Source organism: Pseudoalteromonas arabiensis, from assembly GCF_001550155.1.
GTDB classification, from domain to species: Bacteria; Pseudomonadota; Gammaproteobacteria; order Enterobacterales; family Alteromonadaceae; genus Pseudoalteromonas; species Pseudoalteromonas arabiensis.
In genome coordinates this window covers 721,843-737,875 of record NZ_LRUF01000008.1, presented here as the reverse complement: position 1 = coordinate 737,875, position 16,033 = coordinate 721,843, and the positions used below count along the sequence as shown (strand labels likewise).

20 protein-coding genes are annotated in these 16,033 nt (G+C 40.1%); 17 read left to right on the top strand and 3 right to left on the bottom strand.

Going from position 1 to position 16,033, the window contains the following annotated elements:
- Positions 1-22 precede the first annotated feature (22 nt).
- Together PAARA_RS05920 and PAARA_RS05915 are read left to right on the top strand one after the other, a co-directional pair.
- Positions 23-934 carry a LysR family transcriptional regulator gene (locus PAARA_RS05920; protein ID WP_062568126.1) on the top strand — a complete coding sequence of 304 codons (912 nt, stop codon included), beginning with the start codon at positions 23-25 and terminating at the stop codon, positions 932-934.
- Entirely contained in the window at positions 918-1,226 is a 309-nt protein-coding gene (locus PAARA_RS05915) for an MGMT family protein (protein WP_062568125.1), read from the top strand. The genes PAARA_RS05920 and PAARA_RS05915 overlap by 17 nt, the downstream gene beginning before the upstream one ends.
- Here the strand turns inward: PAARA_RS05915 and trhA are convergent.
- The gene (gene trhA, locus PAARA_RS05910; protein ID WP_062568124.1) at positions 1,223-1,852 is read right to left on the bottom strand and encodes a PAQR family membrane homeostasis protein TrhA; all 630 of its coding nucleotides are present in this window, start codon (positions 1,850-1,852) and stop codon (positions 1,223-1,225) included. The two genes, PAARA_RS05915 and trhA, sit on opposite strands and share 4 nt — an antisense overlap.
- A gap of 255 nt (positions 1,853-2,107) precedes the next feature.
- On the opposite strand from trhA, the gene PAARA_RS05905 reads away from it, so the two are divergent.
- From PAARA_RS05905 to PAARA_RS05835, 15 genes are all read left to right on the top strand, one after another.
- Positions 2,108-2,386, top strand: a complete 279-nt coding sequence (locus tag PAARA_RS05905; RefSeq protein WP_062568123.1) for a hypothetical protein — start codon at positions 2,108-2,110, stop codon at positions 2,384-2,386.
- Between the two features lie 220 nt (positions 2,387-2,606).
- A complete protein-coding gene (locus PAARA_RS05900) occupies positions 2,607-3,185 on the top strand; it encodes an LON peptidase substrate-binding domain-containing protein (RefSeq protein WP_062568122.1) in 579 nt (192 codons plus the stop codon).
- Between the two features lie 62 nt (positions 3,186-3,247).
- Positions 3,248-3,871, top strand: a complete 624-nt coding sequence (locus PAARA_RS05895) for a sigma-70 family RNA polymerase sigma factor (RefSeq protein WP_062568121.1) — start codon at positions 3,248-3,250, stop codon at positions 3,869-3,871.
- Positions 3,864-4,514: a ChrR family anti-sigma-E factor gene (locus PAARA_RS05890; protein WP_062568120.1), complete on the top strand. Its 651-nt coding sequence runs from the start codon at positions 3,864-3,866 to the stop codon at positions 4,512-4,514. The genes PAARA_RS05895 and PAARA_RS05890 overlap by 8 nt, the downstream gene beginning before the upstream one ends.
- 7 nt (positions 4,515-4,521) lie before the next feature.
- Positions 4,522-5,475 carry a YbgA family protein gene (locus PAARA_RS05885; protein WP_062568119.1) on the top strand — a complete coding sequence of 318 codons (954 nt, stop codon included), beginning with the start codon at positions 4,522-4,524 and terminating at the stop codon, positions 5,473-5,475.
- Positions 5,475-6,866: a deoxyribodipyrimidine photo-lyase gene (gene phrB, locus PAARA_RS05880; protein WP_062568118.1), complete on the top strand. Its 1,392-nt coding sequence runs from the start codon at positions 5,475-5,477 to the stop codon at positions 6,864-6,866. The genes PAARA_RS05885 and phrB overlap by 1 nt, the downstream gene beginning before the upstream one ends.
- Position 6,867: 1 nt before the next feature.
- Positions 6,868-7,296 carry a nuclear transport factor 2 family protein gene (locus PAARA_RS05875; protein ID WP_062568117.1) on the top strand — a complete coding sequence of 143 codons (429 nt, stop codon included), beginning with the start codon at positions 6,868-6,870 and terminating at the stop codon, positions 7,294-7,296.
- Positions 7,296-8,006 carry an SDR family NAD(P)-dependent oxidoreductase gene (locus PAARA_RS05870; RefSeq protein WP_062568116.1) on the top strand — a complete coding sequence of 237 codons (711 nt, stop codon included), beginning with the start codon at positions 7,296-7,298 and terminating at the stop codon, positions 8,004-8,006. The genes PAARA_RS05875 and PAARA_RS05870 overlap by 1 nt, the downstream gene beginning before the upstream one ends.
- On the top strand, positions 8,003-9,259 hold the full coding sequence (locus PAARA_RS05865) for an NAD(P)/FAD-dependent oxidoreductase (RefSeq protein WP_062568115.1): 1,257 nt from the start codon (positions 8,003-8,005) through the stop codon (positions 9,257-9,259). Before PAARA_RS05870 ends, PAARA_RS05865 begins: the two co-directional genes overlap by 4 nt.
- Positions 9,252-10,001, top strand: a complete 750-nt coding sequence (locus PAARA_RS05860; protein WP_062568114.1) for a DUF1365 domain-containing protein — start codon at positions 9,252-9,254, stop codon at positions 9,999-10,001. Before PAARA_RS05865 ends, PAARA_RS05860 begins: the two co-directional genes overlap by 8 nt.
- A gap of 4 nt (positions 10,002-10,005) precedes the next feature.
- Positions 10,006-11,268 (top strand): SAM-dependent methyltransferase, encoded by a 1,263-nt coding sequence (locus PAARA_RS05855; RefSeq protein WP_062568113.1) that lies wholly within the window; start codon positions 10,006-10,008, stop codon positions 11,266-11,268.
- 28 nt (positions 11,269-11,296) lie between these two features.
- Positions 11,297-11,740, top strand: coding sequence for a DUF2878 domain-containing protein (locus PAARA_RS05850; RefSeq protein WP_405128750.1), 444 nt, complete (start codon positions 11,297-11,299; stop codon positions 11,738-11,740).
- 55 nt (positions 11,741-11,795) lie between these two features.
- Positions 11,796-12,293: a chalcone isomerase family protein gene (locus tag PAARA_RS05845; protein WP_062568111.1), complete on the top strand. Its 498-nt coding sequence runs from the start codon at positions 11,796-11,798 to the stop codon at positions 12,291-12,293.
- The gene (locus PAARA_RS05840) at positions 12,286-12,822 is read left to right on the top strand and encodes a DUF3833 domain-containing protein (protein WP_062568110.1); all 537 of its coding nucleotides are present in this window, start codon (positions 12,286-12,288) and stop codon (positions 12,820-12,822) included. Before PAARA_RS05845 ends, PAARA_RS05840 begins: the two co-directional genes overlap by 8 nt.
- Positions 12,823-13,024: 202 nt before the next feature.
- A complete protein-coding gene (locus tag PAARA_RS05835) occupies positions 13,025-13,300 on the top strand; it encodes an HU family DNA-binding protein (RefSeq protein WP_036972004.1) in 276 nt (91 codons plus the stop codon).
- Positions 13,301-13,376: 76 nt separating this feature from the next.
- Here the strand turns inward: PAARA_RS05835 and ilvN are convergent, their stop codons facing one another.
- Positions 13,377-13,874 carry an acetolactate synthase small subunit gene (ilvN, locus tag PAARA_RS05830; protein WP_036972002.1) on the bottom strand — a complete coding sequence of 166 codons (498 nt, stop codon included), beginning with the start codon at positions 13,872-13,874 and terminating at the stop codon, positions 13,377-13,379.
- Positions 13,874-15,598: an acetolactate synthase 3 large subunit gene (locus PAARA_RS05825; RefSeq protein ID WP_062568109.1), complete on the bottom strand. Its 1,725-nt coding sequence runs from the start codon at positions 15,596-15,598 to the stop codon at positions 13,874-13,876. Before PAARA_RS05825 ends, ilvN begins: the two co-directional genes overlap by 1 nt.
- Positions 15,599-16,033: the final 435 nt, after the last annotated feature.

The following is a 16,033-nucleotide window of genomic DNA, read 5'->3' as shown; positions in this document are numbered from 1 at the left end:
TTTTTAATGGTTTTGGTGATTAATGAATTTAAATCAATTAACAATTTTAGATGCAATCGTGCAAAGCTCTAGTTTAAGCCAAGCAGCTGTGACATTACACAAAACACAACCTGCATTGACGCTTGCTATAAAGAAGCTTGAGTCAGAGCTTGGTTTTGAATTGTTAGACCGAAATCAGTATCGCTTATGTTTAACAGAGAAAGGGCGCATTTTTTATCGTGAAGCACGTCAATTACTCAATGCAAACAGTGAGTTGGCTTCTTTAGCAAAAGAACTTGCGCTGGGTAATGAAGCCAGTTACAGAATTTGCTACGAGCAGCTGTGTCATCAGCATAGTTATAATCAAGTGATAAGCGAAACCTTTAAGTGCTTTGCAAGTACTGAGTTTAGTATTTCTTCAGGAAAACGATTTGTGTCTTTAGAACAAGTTAATAGCTTGCAGGCAGATTTAGGCATTGGGCCATGGTTTGATTTGTTTCATGCAACAGGGGACCTCGAAAGTTTACCGATAGGTAAGTTTGATATTGGTATAGTGAGTGCTCCTCATGTCGTGCCAAGAGAGATTAGTTTTGCCGAGATACAAAATTACCCATGTCTGGCTATGTTTGAAAGTGATCTGAGTTTTGACTCTGACAGGCTATCTTACAACCTTGGCTCAGCTTTAATGAAAATAGATGATATTACCAGTGTTAAGTCGTTTTTACTCTCGGGTGCTGGTTGGGCAATGATAAGTCTGCAACACTGTCAGGCTGAAATAGAATCAGGTTTGTTACAGCAAATAAAAATTACGGATAGAGAGCACCAGTTTGGCGCAGAAATTCGCGTGTTTAGGCAACATTCAGTGCATCATGGTCCAGTTGCAAGATCAATTTGGCAAGCCTTTAGTGAGGTAAGTAAAGAATATACGGAGCAAGCCCATGCAACAGGCAACTAAAGAAGAATTAATTTTTACAATAATAGCCTCTATCCCTTCAGGTAAAGTAGCAAGTTATGGGCAAGTTGCTACGCTTGCGGGTTACCCGCAAAATGCCAGATTGGTTGGCCGCTTATTAAAAGAAATGCCCAGTGATTCAATTATTCCATGGCATCGTGTTGTAAATAGCCAAGGTAAAATCTCTTTTCCAGAAGGGACAAGTAAACACCTTGAACAACGGCAAAAATTAATCAGTGAAGGGGTGAGCTTTAATAAAGCTAAAATCAATATGCGTTTACACCAATGGCATTAAAAAACATATAAACTGATTGATAAGTAGTGACATACACACCCAACAAGTACAAATACGTGCCAAATAGCATGACTATAGTGGCGTGTTTTAGCACTGTAGAAAAAAGTACCAAGACTGTAAGCAACGCCTCCTGCTAATAACCACCACAAAGCACTGTGATCTAAATTTAAGTACAGAGGGTAGACAAGGGCAAGGGCAAACCAGCCCATTAATAAGTAGGTTGCAAGTGATACTTTTTTATTGCCATTTTTTACCGCTAATTTATAAATGACCCCGCCTATTGCTAAGCTCCAAATAAATACCAGCGCTGAAATTGCCCACATTCCCGATAATGATATGACGAGATATGGTGTGTAAGTACCAGCAATTAGCAAATAAATAGCGCAATGATCACATTTTTTATAGATGGCACGCAAACGCGCTTTGGTACTTGCATGGTAAAGTGTTGATGCCATAAAAAGCACCAGTAAACTCGAACCATAAACAATCGCACTGACTGTTGCTGACACAGCTTTTGATTGCGAAATCAAATCCCACAGTACGTAAAAAGCAAATAACACGCCCATGCTATGAGTGAGTACATTGAGTTGTTCTTCTTGACGCGAGTAAGGTAACTGAGCAGTCATAAACTCTCTAAAAGTGATTGTAAAAACAGTTTCAGTGTACAAGTGTACGCTGAAAATATCAACGTTTATTTTTTCGCTAATAGTTAGTCAAAAATATTAAATTGATTGGTTTTATTAACCATTGCTGAATAGGGTGAAAAATTAAAATTTACAAAAAATCATTAAAAATTAATGGGTTGAAAAATATTTCCATGCTGGCACAACCTTTGATTAAGTAGTTACGACTAATTACTTAAAGAGACAAGGAATATCATTATGAATAACTCACTTAAACTTACAACAGCTGCGTTACTTGTATTAGGGTCTACTCAAGCAAGTGCGACTGACTTTGAATTAGATATTAGTAACACAATTACTCAATCGCTAAAAAGTTATGTTCAACAAGCGAGTAATGAGCTTAAACAAAATGTGACAAACAGTATTGAATTTGATGCTCAGCAATTACTCAATGAATACATGAGCGAAGAGGTTGTTAAGGAAAATGACAAATCAACCGTTATTGCTAAAGCACCTGTTGTAGAAAATAAGCAGTAAGGAAACATCTAATGAGTAGTGAAATCAGTTTATTTTTACTTATGGTTGCACCCGTTTTGAGTTTACTGAGTGCGTACGCGTCAATCGAATTATTTAGAAACGTTGCACAATGGTTCAACTTTTAATTTACTGGGCATAAATGAAGATTTCATGAAATATTGATCGGCAAATGAAAAGCGCACGTAATTAGAGGCATGTGGTATTTTAAATAGTAGACTTTATGAAGCGTGCGATTTTTCCCCTACCGGTTTTTATTCTTCCAGAAGGGGCGACTAAACTTAGAATATTTGAGCAACGTTATCTTGATATGGTTAAAGAAGCCGCGAAAGATAATACGGGATTTGTGCTATGTACTTACCAGCACGACACTGAGTTCAACTTGCCTAATCTAGGTTGCTTGATGCAAATAAATGACTTTAATCAAGACGACAGCGGTCAGCTCTTGATAGATGTTTATGCACAAGCTGCTGTCACAATCCACAATCCATTTCAAGACAAAAATATGCTGCGTTACGCTGATGTAGAAGCAGTAATTGAGCCTGTTTGGTATAAAAAAATACCTTTGGATCAGAACAATGCTTTATTAAGCGAGACGCTTCGTTCAGTGTTTGCTAGTCAGCCTGACTTGTCTGCACTTTATCCAACACCGCAATACGATGATTTGGCGTGGGTTGCTGCGCGTTGGCTCGAAATTCTACCTATTTCACTAGTTAAAAAACAACAACTTGCCTTTGAATCTAACTTTGAAAACTTACTCACTTTCCTCCATACTCTAATTAACACAGAATTTACTGATTAATATGATCCGAACCATGTCTGAATGCGTATTGCATCTTACGACAATAATTGGATGACATTAAAATGGTAAGTCAACAACTTCAAACAGGTTGTAAACCTAAAACAGGTCAATTTACTGCCATGCCAGAGACACCGAGCAAAGAGCTTGCTAATTCGCTATTCGCTGTTGCCACTTCCCGTGACAAGCGTGCATTTGCTTTTCTTTTCCAATATTTTTCGCCCAAAATAAAGCGTTTTGGAATCAAACAGTTTGGTTCTGAGGCTCAAGCAATGGAATTGGTACAGGAAACGCTCACTTCGGTTTGGAGAAAGGCACACTTATACCATCCTGAAAAAGGTGCTGCGACAACATGGGTATACACTGTGATGCGAAATGCATCTTTCGATATGCTCAGAAAAATGAAAAGCAGCAAAGAAGAGTGTATAAGTGAAGATATCTGGCCGCTCATTGATGAAGCTGAGCCTGGGCAGCACGAGTTCAGCGATCATCTTGAAGATAAGCAAATTAAACAATATCTAGACCGTTTACCACAAGCCCAACGTGAAGTGGTACGCGGCGTTTATTTTCAAGATATGTCACAAGAGCAACTTGCAGAGCATTTAAACATTCCCGTAGGTACAGTGAAGTCTCGACTTCGTCTAGCCTTGCAGAAGTTACGCAACGAAATGGGAGAGCAACATGATTAAGCATCACCCGAGCAACGAATTATTAGTGCAATTTAGTGAGGGCAATTTGCCGGCTACGCTAAGTGTCGCGGTTGCTATTCATGTTGAGATGTGTCCTGTATGTCAAAAGCAACTCGCTACACTTGAAGCTAAAAATGCAAACACTGCATTTGAAGACGTAGTTAACGACGATGATATTTGCTTTGACCAGCTTATGTTCGACAACATCACCTCGGATGAGAGTATTGATGAAGTATATGATCAACCGGCTATCAAAGTAGAGGTTAAGGGAAAAGAGTACACCTTACCAAGGGCGCTAACTCGCATTGGGCACAGTAGCTTTATGCAAATAGGTAAACTAGCACGTTCACGAATTGCATTGGATGATGGGGCGCTCAGAGCCAGTCTTTTACATATCGATGCCGGTGGTGAAATTCCGGACCACACTCACACAGGTTTTGAGCTAACCTTATTACTTGATGGTGAGTTTAGTGATGAAGATGGCAGTTATGTCCCAGGGGATTTTATGATGCTGGATGGACGCCATAACCATACACCAAAAACAACTGAAGGGTGTTTGTGTTTTACAGTGGTTAGTAGTGCGCTGCATTTTAACAAAGGTATTAGCAAATTACTTAACCCAATTGGTAATTTAATTTATTAGGGATCCTATGCTGCAATCAACAATTAAAATAGGTATTAGTGCCTGTCTTGCTGGCGATAAAGTTCGTTTTGATAGTGGTCATAAAAAATCTAACTTCTGTATGGACGAGCTCGCTAACCATGTTGAGTATAAGAAGTTTTGTCCTGAAGTTGCTGTGGGACTACCAATCCCACGACCAACCATCCGCCAAGTGAGAGTGGGTGACACAATTAAAGTTTGTCGCCCTGACGGCACGGGGGATGTAGGACCAAAACTTACAGAATACGGAAAGCGAGTTGCTACGGAGCAAACAGCTGAGTTAAGCGGTTTTGTTTTTTGCGCCAAAAGCCCCAGCTGTGGTATGGAGCGTATCAAAATTTACAACGAACAAGGCACAGGTAACACCTCTGAAGGTGTGGGCTTTTTTGCTGAGCAAATAATGGCCCATAATCCACTATTGCCATGTGAAGAGAACGGGCGCTTGAACGACATGCATTTACGAGAGAATTTCGTTATGCGTGTATACACTTACAAACATTGGCAAACCCTTAATGAACAACCTTTAACCGTGCATCGTTTGACCCAATTTCATGCTCAGTATAAGTATCTTTTGATGGCTCACAACTACGAAGCATACCGTAATTTAGGCAATTTACTGGGTACATTTGATGGTCATGATATTCAAGCATTAGCAAGTGATTATATTTTTGGTTTGATGACTGCTTTGAAAAAGCCTGCTTCTCGCAAAAATAATGCGAACACGCTTATGCACTTGCAAGGTTATTTTAAAAAGTCACTCTCTAAGATTGAAAAGCAAGAGTTACGCGATGCGATAGACGAATATCGGCAAGGGTTGGTGCCACTGTATGTGCCATTAACGCTGATAAAGCATCACCTCAAAGTTCATCCAAATGAATACCTAAGTCAACAAGTGTACTTAGACCCTTATCCGAACGAACTTAAACTACGCTACGGAATTTAATGAACACACTATTCTGGTTTAGGCGCGATTTGCGCCTTTTTAATAACGACGCTCTGTATCAAGCGATCGAGAATGGCTGCCAACATGCTGTATTTTTTATAACTGAAAAGCAGTGGCAGGCTCATGATGTCGCAGATATTCAGCTAGATTTATTAAAACGCAGGCTTGCTTTTTTAGGCCAGTTATTAGCAAGTAAAGGTATAAAGTTGCATCTCATTGATGCTGGAGACTATACCGGTTGCGTTGACAAACTAGCCGATTTTTGCGAAGAAAATGCAGTAAAAAATGTTTACGTTAATAACGAGTATGAGCTAAATGAAGTTGAGCGCGATCGTGCCTTTGTAGATAAAGCCGATAGCCTAGGAGTTTCATTTTACACTTACGATGGTGATGTTATTGCCCCCCCAGGTAGTATCAAAAATCAAAGTGGTGAGATGTTTAAGGTCTTTACTCCATTTAAAAATGCATGGCTCAAAGAGTATCAAGACAGACACTTCTACTTTGCTGAGCTGCCTAAGATGCATGACAAAATCGAGTGGCAAGAAAGTAAATTACTCACATCAGATGGAAGCTCACAAAAGTGGCCCGTTGATGATGAGACCTTAAGTCATGTCTGTGCCCGCTTCATAGATGAAAAGCTTGCCTCTTATCAAGAGCAGCGAGATATCCCAAGCATTAAAGGTACATCAGGTCTGAGTCCTTATTTAGCGTTAGGTATTATTAGTGTTCATCAGCTTCTTGCGCTGATTCAACAGCGTCACCCTGATATATTAAAAAGTGCGAAAAGCAATTTGTTTTGCTGGGTCAATGAGTTAATTTGGCGAGAATTTTACCGACACCTCATATCGGTTTTTCCACGCCTAAGCAAGTACGCAAACTTTAACGACAAATATAATGCGGTTAAGTGGCGTAACGACGACAGTGACTTTAAAGCATGGTGCGAGGGGAAAACGGGTTATCCTCTTGTTGATGCTGCAATGCGCCAGTTAGTGCAAACAGGTTGGATGCATAACCGCTTACGTATGGTGGTTGCAAGCTTTTTAACAAAGCACCTACTTATTGATTGGCGAAAGGGTGAGCGCTTTTTCATGAAGCACTTGATTGATGGTGATTTGGCTTCAAATAATGGCGGCTGGCAGTGGGCAGCAAGCACAGGGTGTGACGCACAACCTTATTTCCGTATTTTTAATCCCATTACTCAAAGTGAGCGTTTTGATCCAGATGGTGAATTTATCCGTAAATATTTACCAGAGCTGGAAAAAATACCTGCGAAACAAATCCACTTTCCTCATGATTATTTAGCTAAGCAAGGAAAGTCTAGCAGTTATTGGCCAGCAATTGTTGATCATAAAGCAGCACGAGAACGTGCACTAAACGCATTTAAGGTGTGATATGGACAAGGTGACTCTCGATAGGTTTATTGAAATTTACCAATCACTGAACAAAAACAACTTGCAGCTACTTGATGATATTTATCACCCAAGTATCCAATTTATTGATCCACTGCATACCGTGAACGGTCTTGAGTCACTTCATCATTACTTTGAAAACTTATACGCTAATGTGTTGTCTTGCCAGTTTTCGATAAAAGACACTGAAAGTAGCAACAACAAAGCCTTTATCTATTGGACGATGCATTATCGCCACCCAAAACTAAATAATGGCAAAAGCATTGCCGTTGAGGGGCACAGCCGTTTAGTTTTTGAGGGAGATAAAATAGTTCATCATCAGGACTACTTTGATGTAGGCGCACTTCTGTATAGGCATATTCCGCTTCTTGGTACGGCAATACGTTATATTGATAAAAGGACAAGTGCATAATGACTACTTTAATTACAGGAGCAACCTCAGGGATTGGTGAAGCACTTGCTAGGCTATATGCAGAGCAGGGTGAAAACGTTATTGCCTGTGGTAGAAATACAGAGAAGCTTGCTGAGCTGAGTAAACATAGCCACATCGAAAGCTGTCAATTTGATGCCACAAACTTACAGGATATACGTTCCAGTACAGTTGCTTACAATGAGTTTGACCGCGTTATTTTAAACGCAGGTAATTGTGAATATATTGATGATGCACGTAACTTCGACAGCAGCTTGTTTGAGCGTGTTGTTACCACCAACTTACTTAGCATGGGGTATTGTTTAGAGGCATTGCTGCCAAGAATTAAATCTGGTGGTCAGCTTGTTATTGTAAGTTCCAGTGTGACATATCTTCCTTTGCCACGAAGTCAAGCATATGGAGCTTCTAAAGCCGGAGTGAGTTATCTGGCAAATAGCCTCGCGGTGGATTTAACTGATGTGGATGTCACTCTTGTTCACCCTGGGTTTGTGAAAACACCATTAACAGATAAAAACGACTTCCCGATGCCTATGGCTGTAACGGCTGAACAGGCTGCGAACTATATTTACAAAGGGGTTAAGAAAAGGCGCAAAGAAGTGCACTTCCCCCATCGTTTTACCTTCATTTTAAAATTTTTAAGAATGCTTCCTATGCCATTATGGTTGAAGCTTGCAAAAGGATTATCACGTTGAAAAAAGTGGCTGTAATTGGGTCTGGCATAGCAGGATTAAGCTGCGCACACCTACTGCACAAACATTATGATGTAACTGTATTTGAAAAAAACGATTACATAGGCGGCCATACTGCAACCATTGACGTTAATCTTGGTGGCGTTGAATATGCTGTTGATACGGGGTTTATTGTATTTAACGATAGAACATACCCGTATTTTGAGAAGTTATTAGACCGTTTAGGTGTCGACCGCCAAAAAACGCAAATGAGCTTTAGTGTACATAATGAAGGCACAGGTTTTGAATATAATGGTCATACCTTTTTCAGTTTATTTGCTCAAAAGCGCAACATTTTCCGCCCTAAATTTTGGAAGTTATTGAAAGATATTGTGCGCTTCAATGATGTCTGTAAAGCGCTGCATGCAAAACAAACGTATACAGAAAATCAAACGCTGGGCGAGCTGTTAGACGAGCACAATTTTAATGAGTTTTTCCGCTTCCATTATATTTTACCGATGGGCGCGGCTATTTGGTCGACTAGCATAAAAGAGATGACCCAAGTCGGCGTTGAGTTTTTTGTTAAGTTCTTCTATAACCATGGTTTATTGGACATTACTAATCGCCCACAGTGGTACGTAATACCAGGTGGATCGCGCGAGTACATTAAACCTATGATACAAGGTTTTGCGGATAAAATTCGTCTGAATAGCAACATTAGCTCGGTTTCACGTACTGAAGACTGTGCTCATATTCATTTTGACGATGGTCATACTGAAACCTTTGATAAAGTGGTGTTTGCCTGTCATTCAGATCAAGCCCTCAAATTATTACTAGACCCAAGTGAAGATGAAAAAGCAGTGCTAGCTGCAATGCCATACACAGCCAATTCAGTGGTGCTACATACCGACACTGCGCTCTTACCTAAACGTAAAGCTGCTTGGGCCAGTTGGAATTACTTACTGAATGACAACACGGATAAAGCGGCTGTAGTAACATATCAAATGAATATTTTACAGGGTATCAAAAGTGATACGCAATTTTGTGTCACGTTGAACCACCGGGAAGGGATCAGTAAAGATAAAATTCTCAGAGAGTTTACATATCATCACCCTGTTTTTAATAAACAATCTATTGCGGCTCAAAAGCAAAAGTCACTCATAGACGGAAAAAATAACAGTTATTTTTGTGGTGCTTATTGGTATAACGGCTTCCATGAAGATGGTGTTAGAAGTGCTGTTAATGTCGCACAGCAACTCGGGGTTGAGTTTGAATAGCGCAATTTATGTCGGTGATATTCGCCACCGACGATTTGCGGTGAAGGAGCACCACTTCAAATACCCACTTTATATGATGTGGGTTGATTTATCACGGCCTGAAGAATTGAACGGTATTCATCCTTGGCTTGGCTGTGATGGTTTTAAAGCGCTGAAGTTCAATCAAAGCGACTATTTTAACTATCAAACTGACATGCAATTACCTGTAAAACAGCGCGCACTCGATAAAATCGCACAGCTCGGCGTCACGCAAACATTCAGTCATGTTTTCATGCTTGGACAAATGCGCTGTTTCGGCATTTATTTTAGCCCTGTAAACTTTTTCTTTTATCAGACACCGAATGGCGAATTTAGCCACATGCTTGCTGAGGTGAGTAATACCCCTTGGAATGAACGTCATTATTATGTCGTACCCCTGCAAAAAAAAGTGAACTTTAAAAAGGTTTTCTCCGTATCACCTTTCATGAACTTAGATATGAACTATTATTGGAGTGTCAGACAAAATTCTGATAACACTATGATTCATATTGAAAATAAAAAAGACGAAAAACTCTTGTTTGACGCAACATTGAGACTGCAAAGGCAGCCGCTTACTAAACAACAAGTAAGTGCTGTACTTAAACGTTTCCCAGCGATGACCCTCAGTATTTTCAAGGGGATTTATTTTCATGCGCTGAAGTTGTTCTGTAAACGTGTGCCTTTTATTGGTCACTCGGGCAAGCAAGAGAAACAAACTAGGTGATGTGATGGAAAAGGTATCAAACTTAACACAGACTCATACAACGAGTTGGTTAACAAAAATCTACAAAAAGCTTGTAACCGGTGCTTTTAATAGCATCAATATTGGTTGCATCACACTTGTTGAAGAAAATGAACGTATTCAATTCGGCAACCCAAGTAGCTCTTTAAACGTGACAGTGACTGTCAAAGACCCTGCAATGTATAAGCTGTTTGCATTATCTGGTAGTGTGGGGGCCGGAGAAGCGTATATTCTAGGTTATTGGGAGTGCGATAATCTAACGCAGCTGATTGAAATATTTGCATTAAATCAAGATCAGCTTGACGCGTTTGAGAAAAAATTTGCCTTTTTAAGTGGCTTAGCGCATCGCATTAATCATTTAAAAAATAAAAACTCGTCACGAGGTTCTAAAAAGAACATTGCTGCTCATTATGACTTAGGCAATGATTTGTATAGCTCTTTTCTAAGTGACGAAATGCTATATTCTTGTGCAGTCTATCCATCGCAAACAGCAACACTAGAGCAAGCTCAGTCGCACAAGCTAGCGCTTATTTGCGAGCAAGTTGATTTGCAGGCGGGCGACAAGGTAATTGAAATTGGTACAGGGTGGGGGGCTTTCGCAATATACGCTGCCACTCATTATGATTGCCATGTTACAACTACGACGATTTCTGATGAACAACACGCTTATGTAGCTGAGAAAATTCGACAGCTAAACTTAGAAAGTAAAATAACCTTGCTCAAACAAGATTACCGTTTGCTTGAAGGGCGTTACGATAAGCTTGTCTCCATAGAAATGATTGAAGCAGTGGGTCATGAGTATTTACCTGGCTTTTTTGCTAAGTGTCAGTCGCTGTTAAAAGAAAATGGCGCTATGTTAATTCAAGCGATTACCATTGCCGACCAGCGTTATAAACATTACCTAAAAAATTCTGACTTCATTCAGCAGTACATCTTCCCAGGTGGCTGTTTGCCGTGTTTAGACGAGATGAACAAACAAATAAAACTGAAAACGGACATGGTCGTACACAGTGTAAAAGATATAGGTGTGCATTATGCTAGAACCCTTGCCGATTGGCGTGAACGTTTTATTGCTAGTTGGCCTGAAATCGATAAAGTAAAGTTCGATCAACGCTTCTATCGTTTGTGGTTATTTTATCTTGCTTACTGCGAGGGGGCTTTTAGAACGCGTGCAATAAGCACGGTTCATCTTGTTGCCCGCAGACCGCGATTTGTGCATTCTGGCGATGACATTGCGCTCAATTATTAATTTTGCCTTGTTCCAAGGGGTTTGGTTTATGGCCTTACTCCTTGAACAAAAGTCTATTTTACCGGCCCTCGTTTGTGTTGCGTTGATGATGTATCTGTCATTGCAACGAAGACAAGATGTTTTTTTACTGGTTTTTGCTCTACCTATTGCGCTGACTTTTGAATGGCTGGCTACAGCACTTAATTTGCTGAGTTTTAAAGAGGCTCCATTTCCTTTTTGGCTGGTGGTACTTTGGTCTGCGTTACTGCTTACCGTCAATACTTCAATGCAATTTTTGCAAAAGCTTCCTTGGTACTTAGCATGGTTACTTTGCGCTGTATTTGCACCTGCTAGTTACTTTGCAGGGGCACGTTTTGAAGTATTAAACATCGAGTTACCCTTGTGGCAGTTTTGGATTATGTATGGCGCAGGTTGGGCGTCAATGTTTCTAGCTATTCTGATCTTAAATAACAGAATGCTTGCCAAGAAATGATCAACTTTTACGCTTAAATCGTAGTGTCTACAAACTGACTTTTAGGCAAGCAATTATGAAGTTAATACATTTGATGCTTTTTTCCATCTCGTTGACTTTGTCAGCATATGCCAGTGCTAACGGATTTAAGACCGTTGGCGAAGCAAAAATGGAATATTTATTCTGGGATGTTTACAACGCGAAACTAGAAACTCCAACAGGAAGCTATGAGTTTGGTGAACATCCGGTGAAATTAACACTTACTTATCTGCGCAATTTTGACGCAAAAGACATCGTAAAAGCGACCAACGAGCAATGGCAGCATCTAGGTTTGGTGGATATGGTTAATGCGTATGACGAACAATTGTTAGCGCTTTGGCCAAATATCAAAAAAAACGACTCTTTGTCATTCGAAACGAATACACAAGGGATAGGTACTTTTTACTTCAATAACGACAAGCTTGGTGTTGTTGAAGATAAGCAGTTTGCAGACCATTTTTTAGCAATTTGGCTCAGTAGCGATACCTCAGAGCCTTCACTTCGAAAACAGCTTATTGGAGGGAAACATGATTAAGCTCAAAGTAATCTTTATTTTTGCCATGGTAATGTTAGTCACCAGTTGTTCTGCGCCTGATGTTGATTATTACCAAGGAACAGAGCCACAGTTTGATTTTAAACGCTTCTTTAATGGCGAATTGAAAGCCTATGGTGTTGTCCAAGACCATAAAGGCGAGCTAACACGTAAGTTAGTGGTGGATATGCAAGCGAGCTGGCAAGGCAATCAGGGCATTATTGATGAACAGTTCGTCTATGATGACGGTGAAACGCAAACTCGCACTTGGAATATCACCCTAAAAGAGGATGGCAGCATTGAGGGAACGGCATCAGATGTTGTTGGTACAGCCTACGGTGACAGCAATGGCAGTGTTTTTCATTGGACCTACTCGGTAGAATTACCTTATGATGGTAGTACTTTAGTAGTGAATTTTGATGATTGGATGTATTTGGTAACACAATCACGCTTGATTAACCGTACTGCTATTGATAAGTTTGGCATCGAGGTCGGGGAAGTGACCTTGGTTATCGAGAAAATCGAACGATAGTTTAATTGTCTCTAAACCATTTGAAAGATGGTTAAATTCAGTCTTTATTAACCCTGAAGTCACTAGATTAGTGACAGATAGTTAAAATGTAGTCATTTTTGAAGAATTTACGTAAAAATAGCAATTTGCTGTTGCTAACTTTTCAAAAATACATAAAGATAGGTTTTGCGAAGGCAAAATAATAACGAATAGGAATCTAACAATGAATAAAGCTCAATTAGTTGAAAAAATTGCTACTGATGCAGAAATCTCAAAAGCGGCAGCAACACGTGCGCTTGATGCGTTCACTGGCGCGGTTACTAACTCTCTTAAAGAAGGTAACTCAGTAGCATTAGTTGGTTTCGGTACATTCTCAGTAAAAGAACGTGCAGCGCGTACTGGCCGTAACCCACAAACTGGTGCAGAAATTCAAATCGCAGCAGCAACTATCCCAAGCTTTAAAGCGGGTAAAGGTCTTAAAGATCAAGTTAATCCTTAATAAGACTAATTGCTTATTATTAAAAAAAGGGCTTACTAGCCCTTTTTTTGTTTCTTTGCTTTAGCTCAAAAAATGGTTACGCTTTTAGCGCCTTGTCTCCTCGACCAATGCCAACCGCACCAGAACGTACAACTTCAATAAGATCTGTCTCGTGACGTAGTGTATCAAGGAAAGATTCTATTTTTTCAGTACTAGCCACTAGTTGTAACGTGTAGCTATGGCGACCCATATCAAGAATCGCGCCTTGAAATACATCAACCACACGAGTGACCGCTGCGCGGGTGTTTTCGTCTTGGGCAAACACTTTCACAAGTAACAATTCGCGCTCAATATGTGCCATCTCAGTTAGATCAATGATCTTAAGTACATCAACAAGTTTATTAACTTGCTTCGTGATTTGCTCAACGATACGGTCATCACCCATGGTTGTGATGGTAATTCTTGATAATGAATGATCATCCGTTGTGCCAACGGTTAGGCTGTCAATGTTGTAAGCTCGTTGTGAAAACAAGCCAACAATGCGTGATAACGAGCCTGGTTCATTTTCTAATAAGATTGATAAAATACGGCGCATTATGCTTTTACTCCTTTACGTAACCACATGTCGTCTACAGCTCCTAGCTTGATTTGCATAGGGTAAACATGTTCTTTCTCGTCAACACAAATATCTAAAAAAACGAGCCTGTCATTGATTGACATAGCCTTCTCGATTGCTGGTTCTAGTTCATCGATATGGTCGACGCGAATACCCACATGGCCGTAGCTTTCTACTAGTTTTACAAAGTCAGGTAATGATTCCATATAAGAAGATGAGTGACGTCCTGAATACATCATATCTTGCCATTGGCGCACCATGCCAAGTGAACGGTTATTAAGTGAGACTACTTTTACAGCTAAGTTGTATTGTAAACAGGTTGATAGCTCTTGAATGTTCATTTGAATTGAACCATCACCTGTCACACAGATAGATTCTTTATCAGGGAAAGCAAGTTTAACGCCCATAGCAGCTGGCAACCCAAAGCCCATGGTGCCTAAGCCACCTGAATTAATCCATTGGCGTGGATGTTTGAACGGGTAATACTGAGCTGCAAACATTTGGTGTTGGCCTACATCAGAGCTAACATAAGCATCACCATTGGTTGCTTTATAAATGGCTTCTATTACAGCTTGCGGCTTAATTTTATCGCCATCTGTGCTGTAGCTTAAACACTTTTGTTCGCGCCAGCTAATGATTTGTCGCCACCAATCTTCTTGTGCTGAGCGGTCTATCGCAATAGCACTTTTATCAATCGCTGTTTGAAGTTGTTCAAGAACCGTGTTTAAGCAACCAACAACTGGGATGTGGGCTTTAATGGTTTTAGAGATTGATGTTGGATCTACGTCTACATGGACAATAGTTGCATTTGGGCAAAACTTTTTAACGTTATTAGTTACCCGATCATCGAAACGGGCGCCAAGCGCTAAAATAACATCTGCGTTGGCCATTGCTTTATTGGCTTCTAAGCTGCCATGCATACCAAGCATTCCAATAAAGTTCGGGTGTGTACCACTAATGCCACCTAAACCCATTAGTGTATTCGTGATAGGCGCATTGAGTGACTCAACAAGTCGGGTTAACTGCTCAGAGGTATTAGATAGCACAATACCACCACCAGAGTAGATAACTAATTTCTTTGCTTCTAGAATCGCAGTAACGGCTTTTCTTATTTGTTTTGAATGCCCTTTAGTATTGGGGTTATAGGTTCTTAGCTCAGTTGATTTAGGAAACTCAAATTCGAAAGTAAGTGCTGGGTTTAGCATATCCTTTGGTAGTTCAACGACAACAGGACCAGGGCGACCTGTGCTAGCTATATAGAAAGCTTTTGCAAGAATGGCTGGGATGTCTTTAGCGCTACGACAGTTAAAGCTGTGCTTTACTATGGGCCTTGAGCAGCCAACTATATCCGTTTCTTGGAAAGCGTCGTCACCAATTAGGCCTGTAGGCACTTGGCCAGATAGAACCACCATAGGAATAGAATCCATATAAGCGGTAGCAATACCGGTAATGCAGTTTGTAGCCCCTGGGCCTGAAGTTGCAAGCACAACACCGACCTCTCCCGTGGCGCGGGCATAACCATCTGCCATATGTGTAGCAGCTTGTTCATGACGCACTAAGATATGCTCAATATCATCTTGTTGAAAAAGTGCATCATATAGGTCTAGTACAGACCCACCTGGGTAGCCAAAAATATATTTAACCTTTAATTCTTTTAACGCCCGAACGACTAGTTCTGACCCATTGTATTGTGTTTTACTCATCCTCATTCCTCTGTGTGCTAGCTGCGAGAGCATAAAAAAACCCCCGCATAGGGCGGGGGTTTTTTAAAAGCATGCTTTCACCTTTTAATAGCTCCCCGCTGGGCTTGTTAAAAAGACCAGTACGAGAACGTTGACGACTAAAAGGTGACTGCGAATATTCATAGTTTTTAAATTCTTATAAAAGGACAACTCCTAAATAGAGTTGCTGCCTAAAAAATGATTGACTTATTTTTAAGCTTTTTAGCAGGGGATGTCAACTGTAAAAGGTTTTTTTTGCATTATTTTTTCTTATTTTTGTTTTTATAGTTGTTTTTGTTCTTTTGTTTGTTTTTATTGGCGGTTTTTTAGGAATAACTATGCATTAATTTGATTGTGTTGGTTTATGGCTTAACAGTAATAAATAATATAACTATTGCTTAGCTATGCATAATCTAG

Coding starts and splice junctions, on each gene's coding strand:
- PAARA_RS05870 (WP_062568116.1), top strand. CDS start 7,296: ATGACTACTTTAATTACAGGAGCAACCTCAGGGATTGGTGAAGCACTT.
- ilvN (WP_036972002.1), bottom strand. CDS start 13,874: ATGCGCCGTATTTTATCAATCTTATTAGAAAATGAACCAGGCTCGTTA.
- PAARA_RS05840 (WP_062568110.1), top strand. CDS start 12,286: ATGATTAAGCTCAAAGTAATCTTTATTTTTGCCATGGTAATGTTAGTC.
- PAARA_RS05845 (WP_062568111.1), top strand. CDS start 11,796: ATGAAGTTAATACATTTGATGCTTTTTTCCATCTCGTTGACTTTGTCA.
- PAARA_RS05905 (WP_062568123.1), top strand. CDS start 2,108: ATGAATAACTCACTTAAACTTACAACAGCTGCGTTACTTGTATTAGGG.
- PAARA_RS05895 (WP_062568121.1), top strand. CDS start 3,248: ATGGTAAGTCAACAACTTCAAACAGGTTGTAAACCTAAAACAGGTCAA.
- PAARA_RS05900 (WP_062568122.1), top strand. CDS start 2,607: ATGAAGCGTGCGATTTTTCCCCTACCGGTTTTTATTCTTCCAGAAGGG.
- PAARA_RS05920 (WP_062568126.1), top strand. CDS start 23: ATGAATTTAAATCAATTAACAATTTTAGATGCAATCGTGCAAAGCTCT.
- PAARA_RS05855 (WP_062568113.1), top strand. CDS start 10,006: ATGGAAAAGGTATCAAACTTAACACAGACTCATACAACGAGTTGGTTA.
- PAARA_RS05825 (WP_062568109.1), bottom strand. CDS start 15,598: ATGAGTAAAACACAATACAATGGGTCAGAACTAGTCGTTCGGGCGTTA.
- trhA (WP_062568124.1), bottom strand. CDS start 1,852: ATGACTGCTCAGTTACCTTACTCGCGTCAAGAAGAACAACTCAATGTA.
- PAARA_RS05915 (WP_062568125.1), top strand. CDS start 918: ATGCAACAGGCAACTAAAGAAGAATTAATTTTTACAATAATAGCCTCT.
- PAARA_RS05875 (WP_062568117.1), top strand. CDS start 6,868: ATGGACAAGGTGACTCTCGATAGGTTTATTGAAATTTACCAATCACTG.
- phrB (WP_062568118.1), top strand. CDS start 5,475: ATGAACACACTATTCTGGTTTAGGCGCGATTTGCGCCTTTTTAATAAC.
- PAARA_RS05835 (WP_036972004.1), top strand. CDS start 13,025: ATGAATAAAGCTCAATTAGTTGAAAAAATTGCTACTGATGCAGAAATC.
- PAARA_RS05850 (WP_405128750.1), top strand. CDS start 11,297: ATGGCCTTACTCCTTGAACAAAAGTCTATTTTACCGGCCCTCGTTTGT.
- PAARA_RS05885 (WP_062568119.1), top strand. CDS start 4,522: ATGCTGCAATCAACAATTAAAATAGGTATTAGTGCCTGTCTTGCTGGC.
- PAARA_RS05890 (WP_062568120.1), top strand. CDS start 3,864: ATGATTAAGCATCACCCGAGCAACGAATTATTAGTGCAATTTAGTGAG.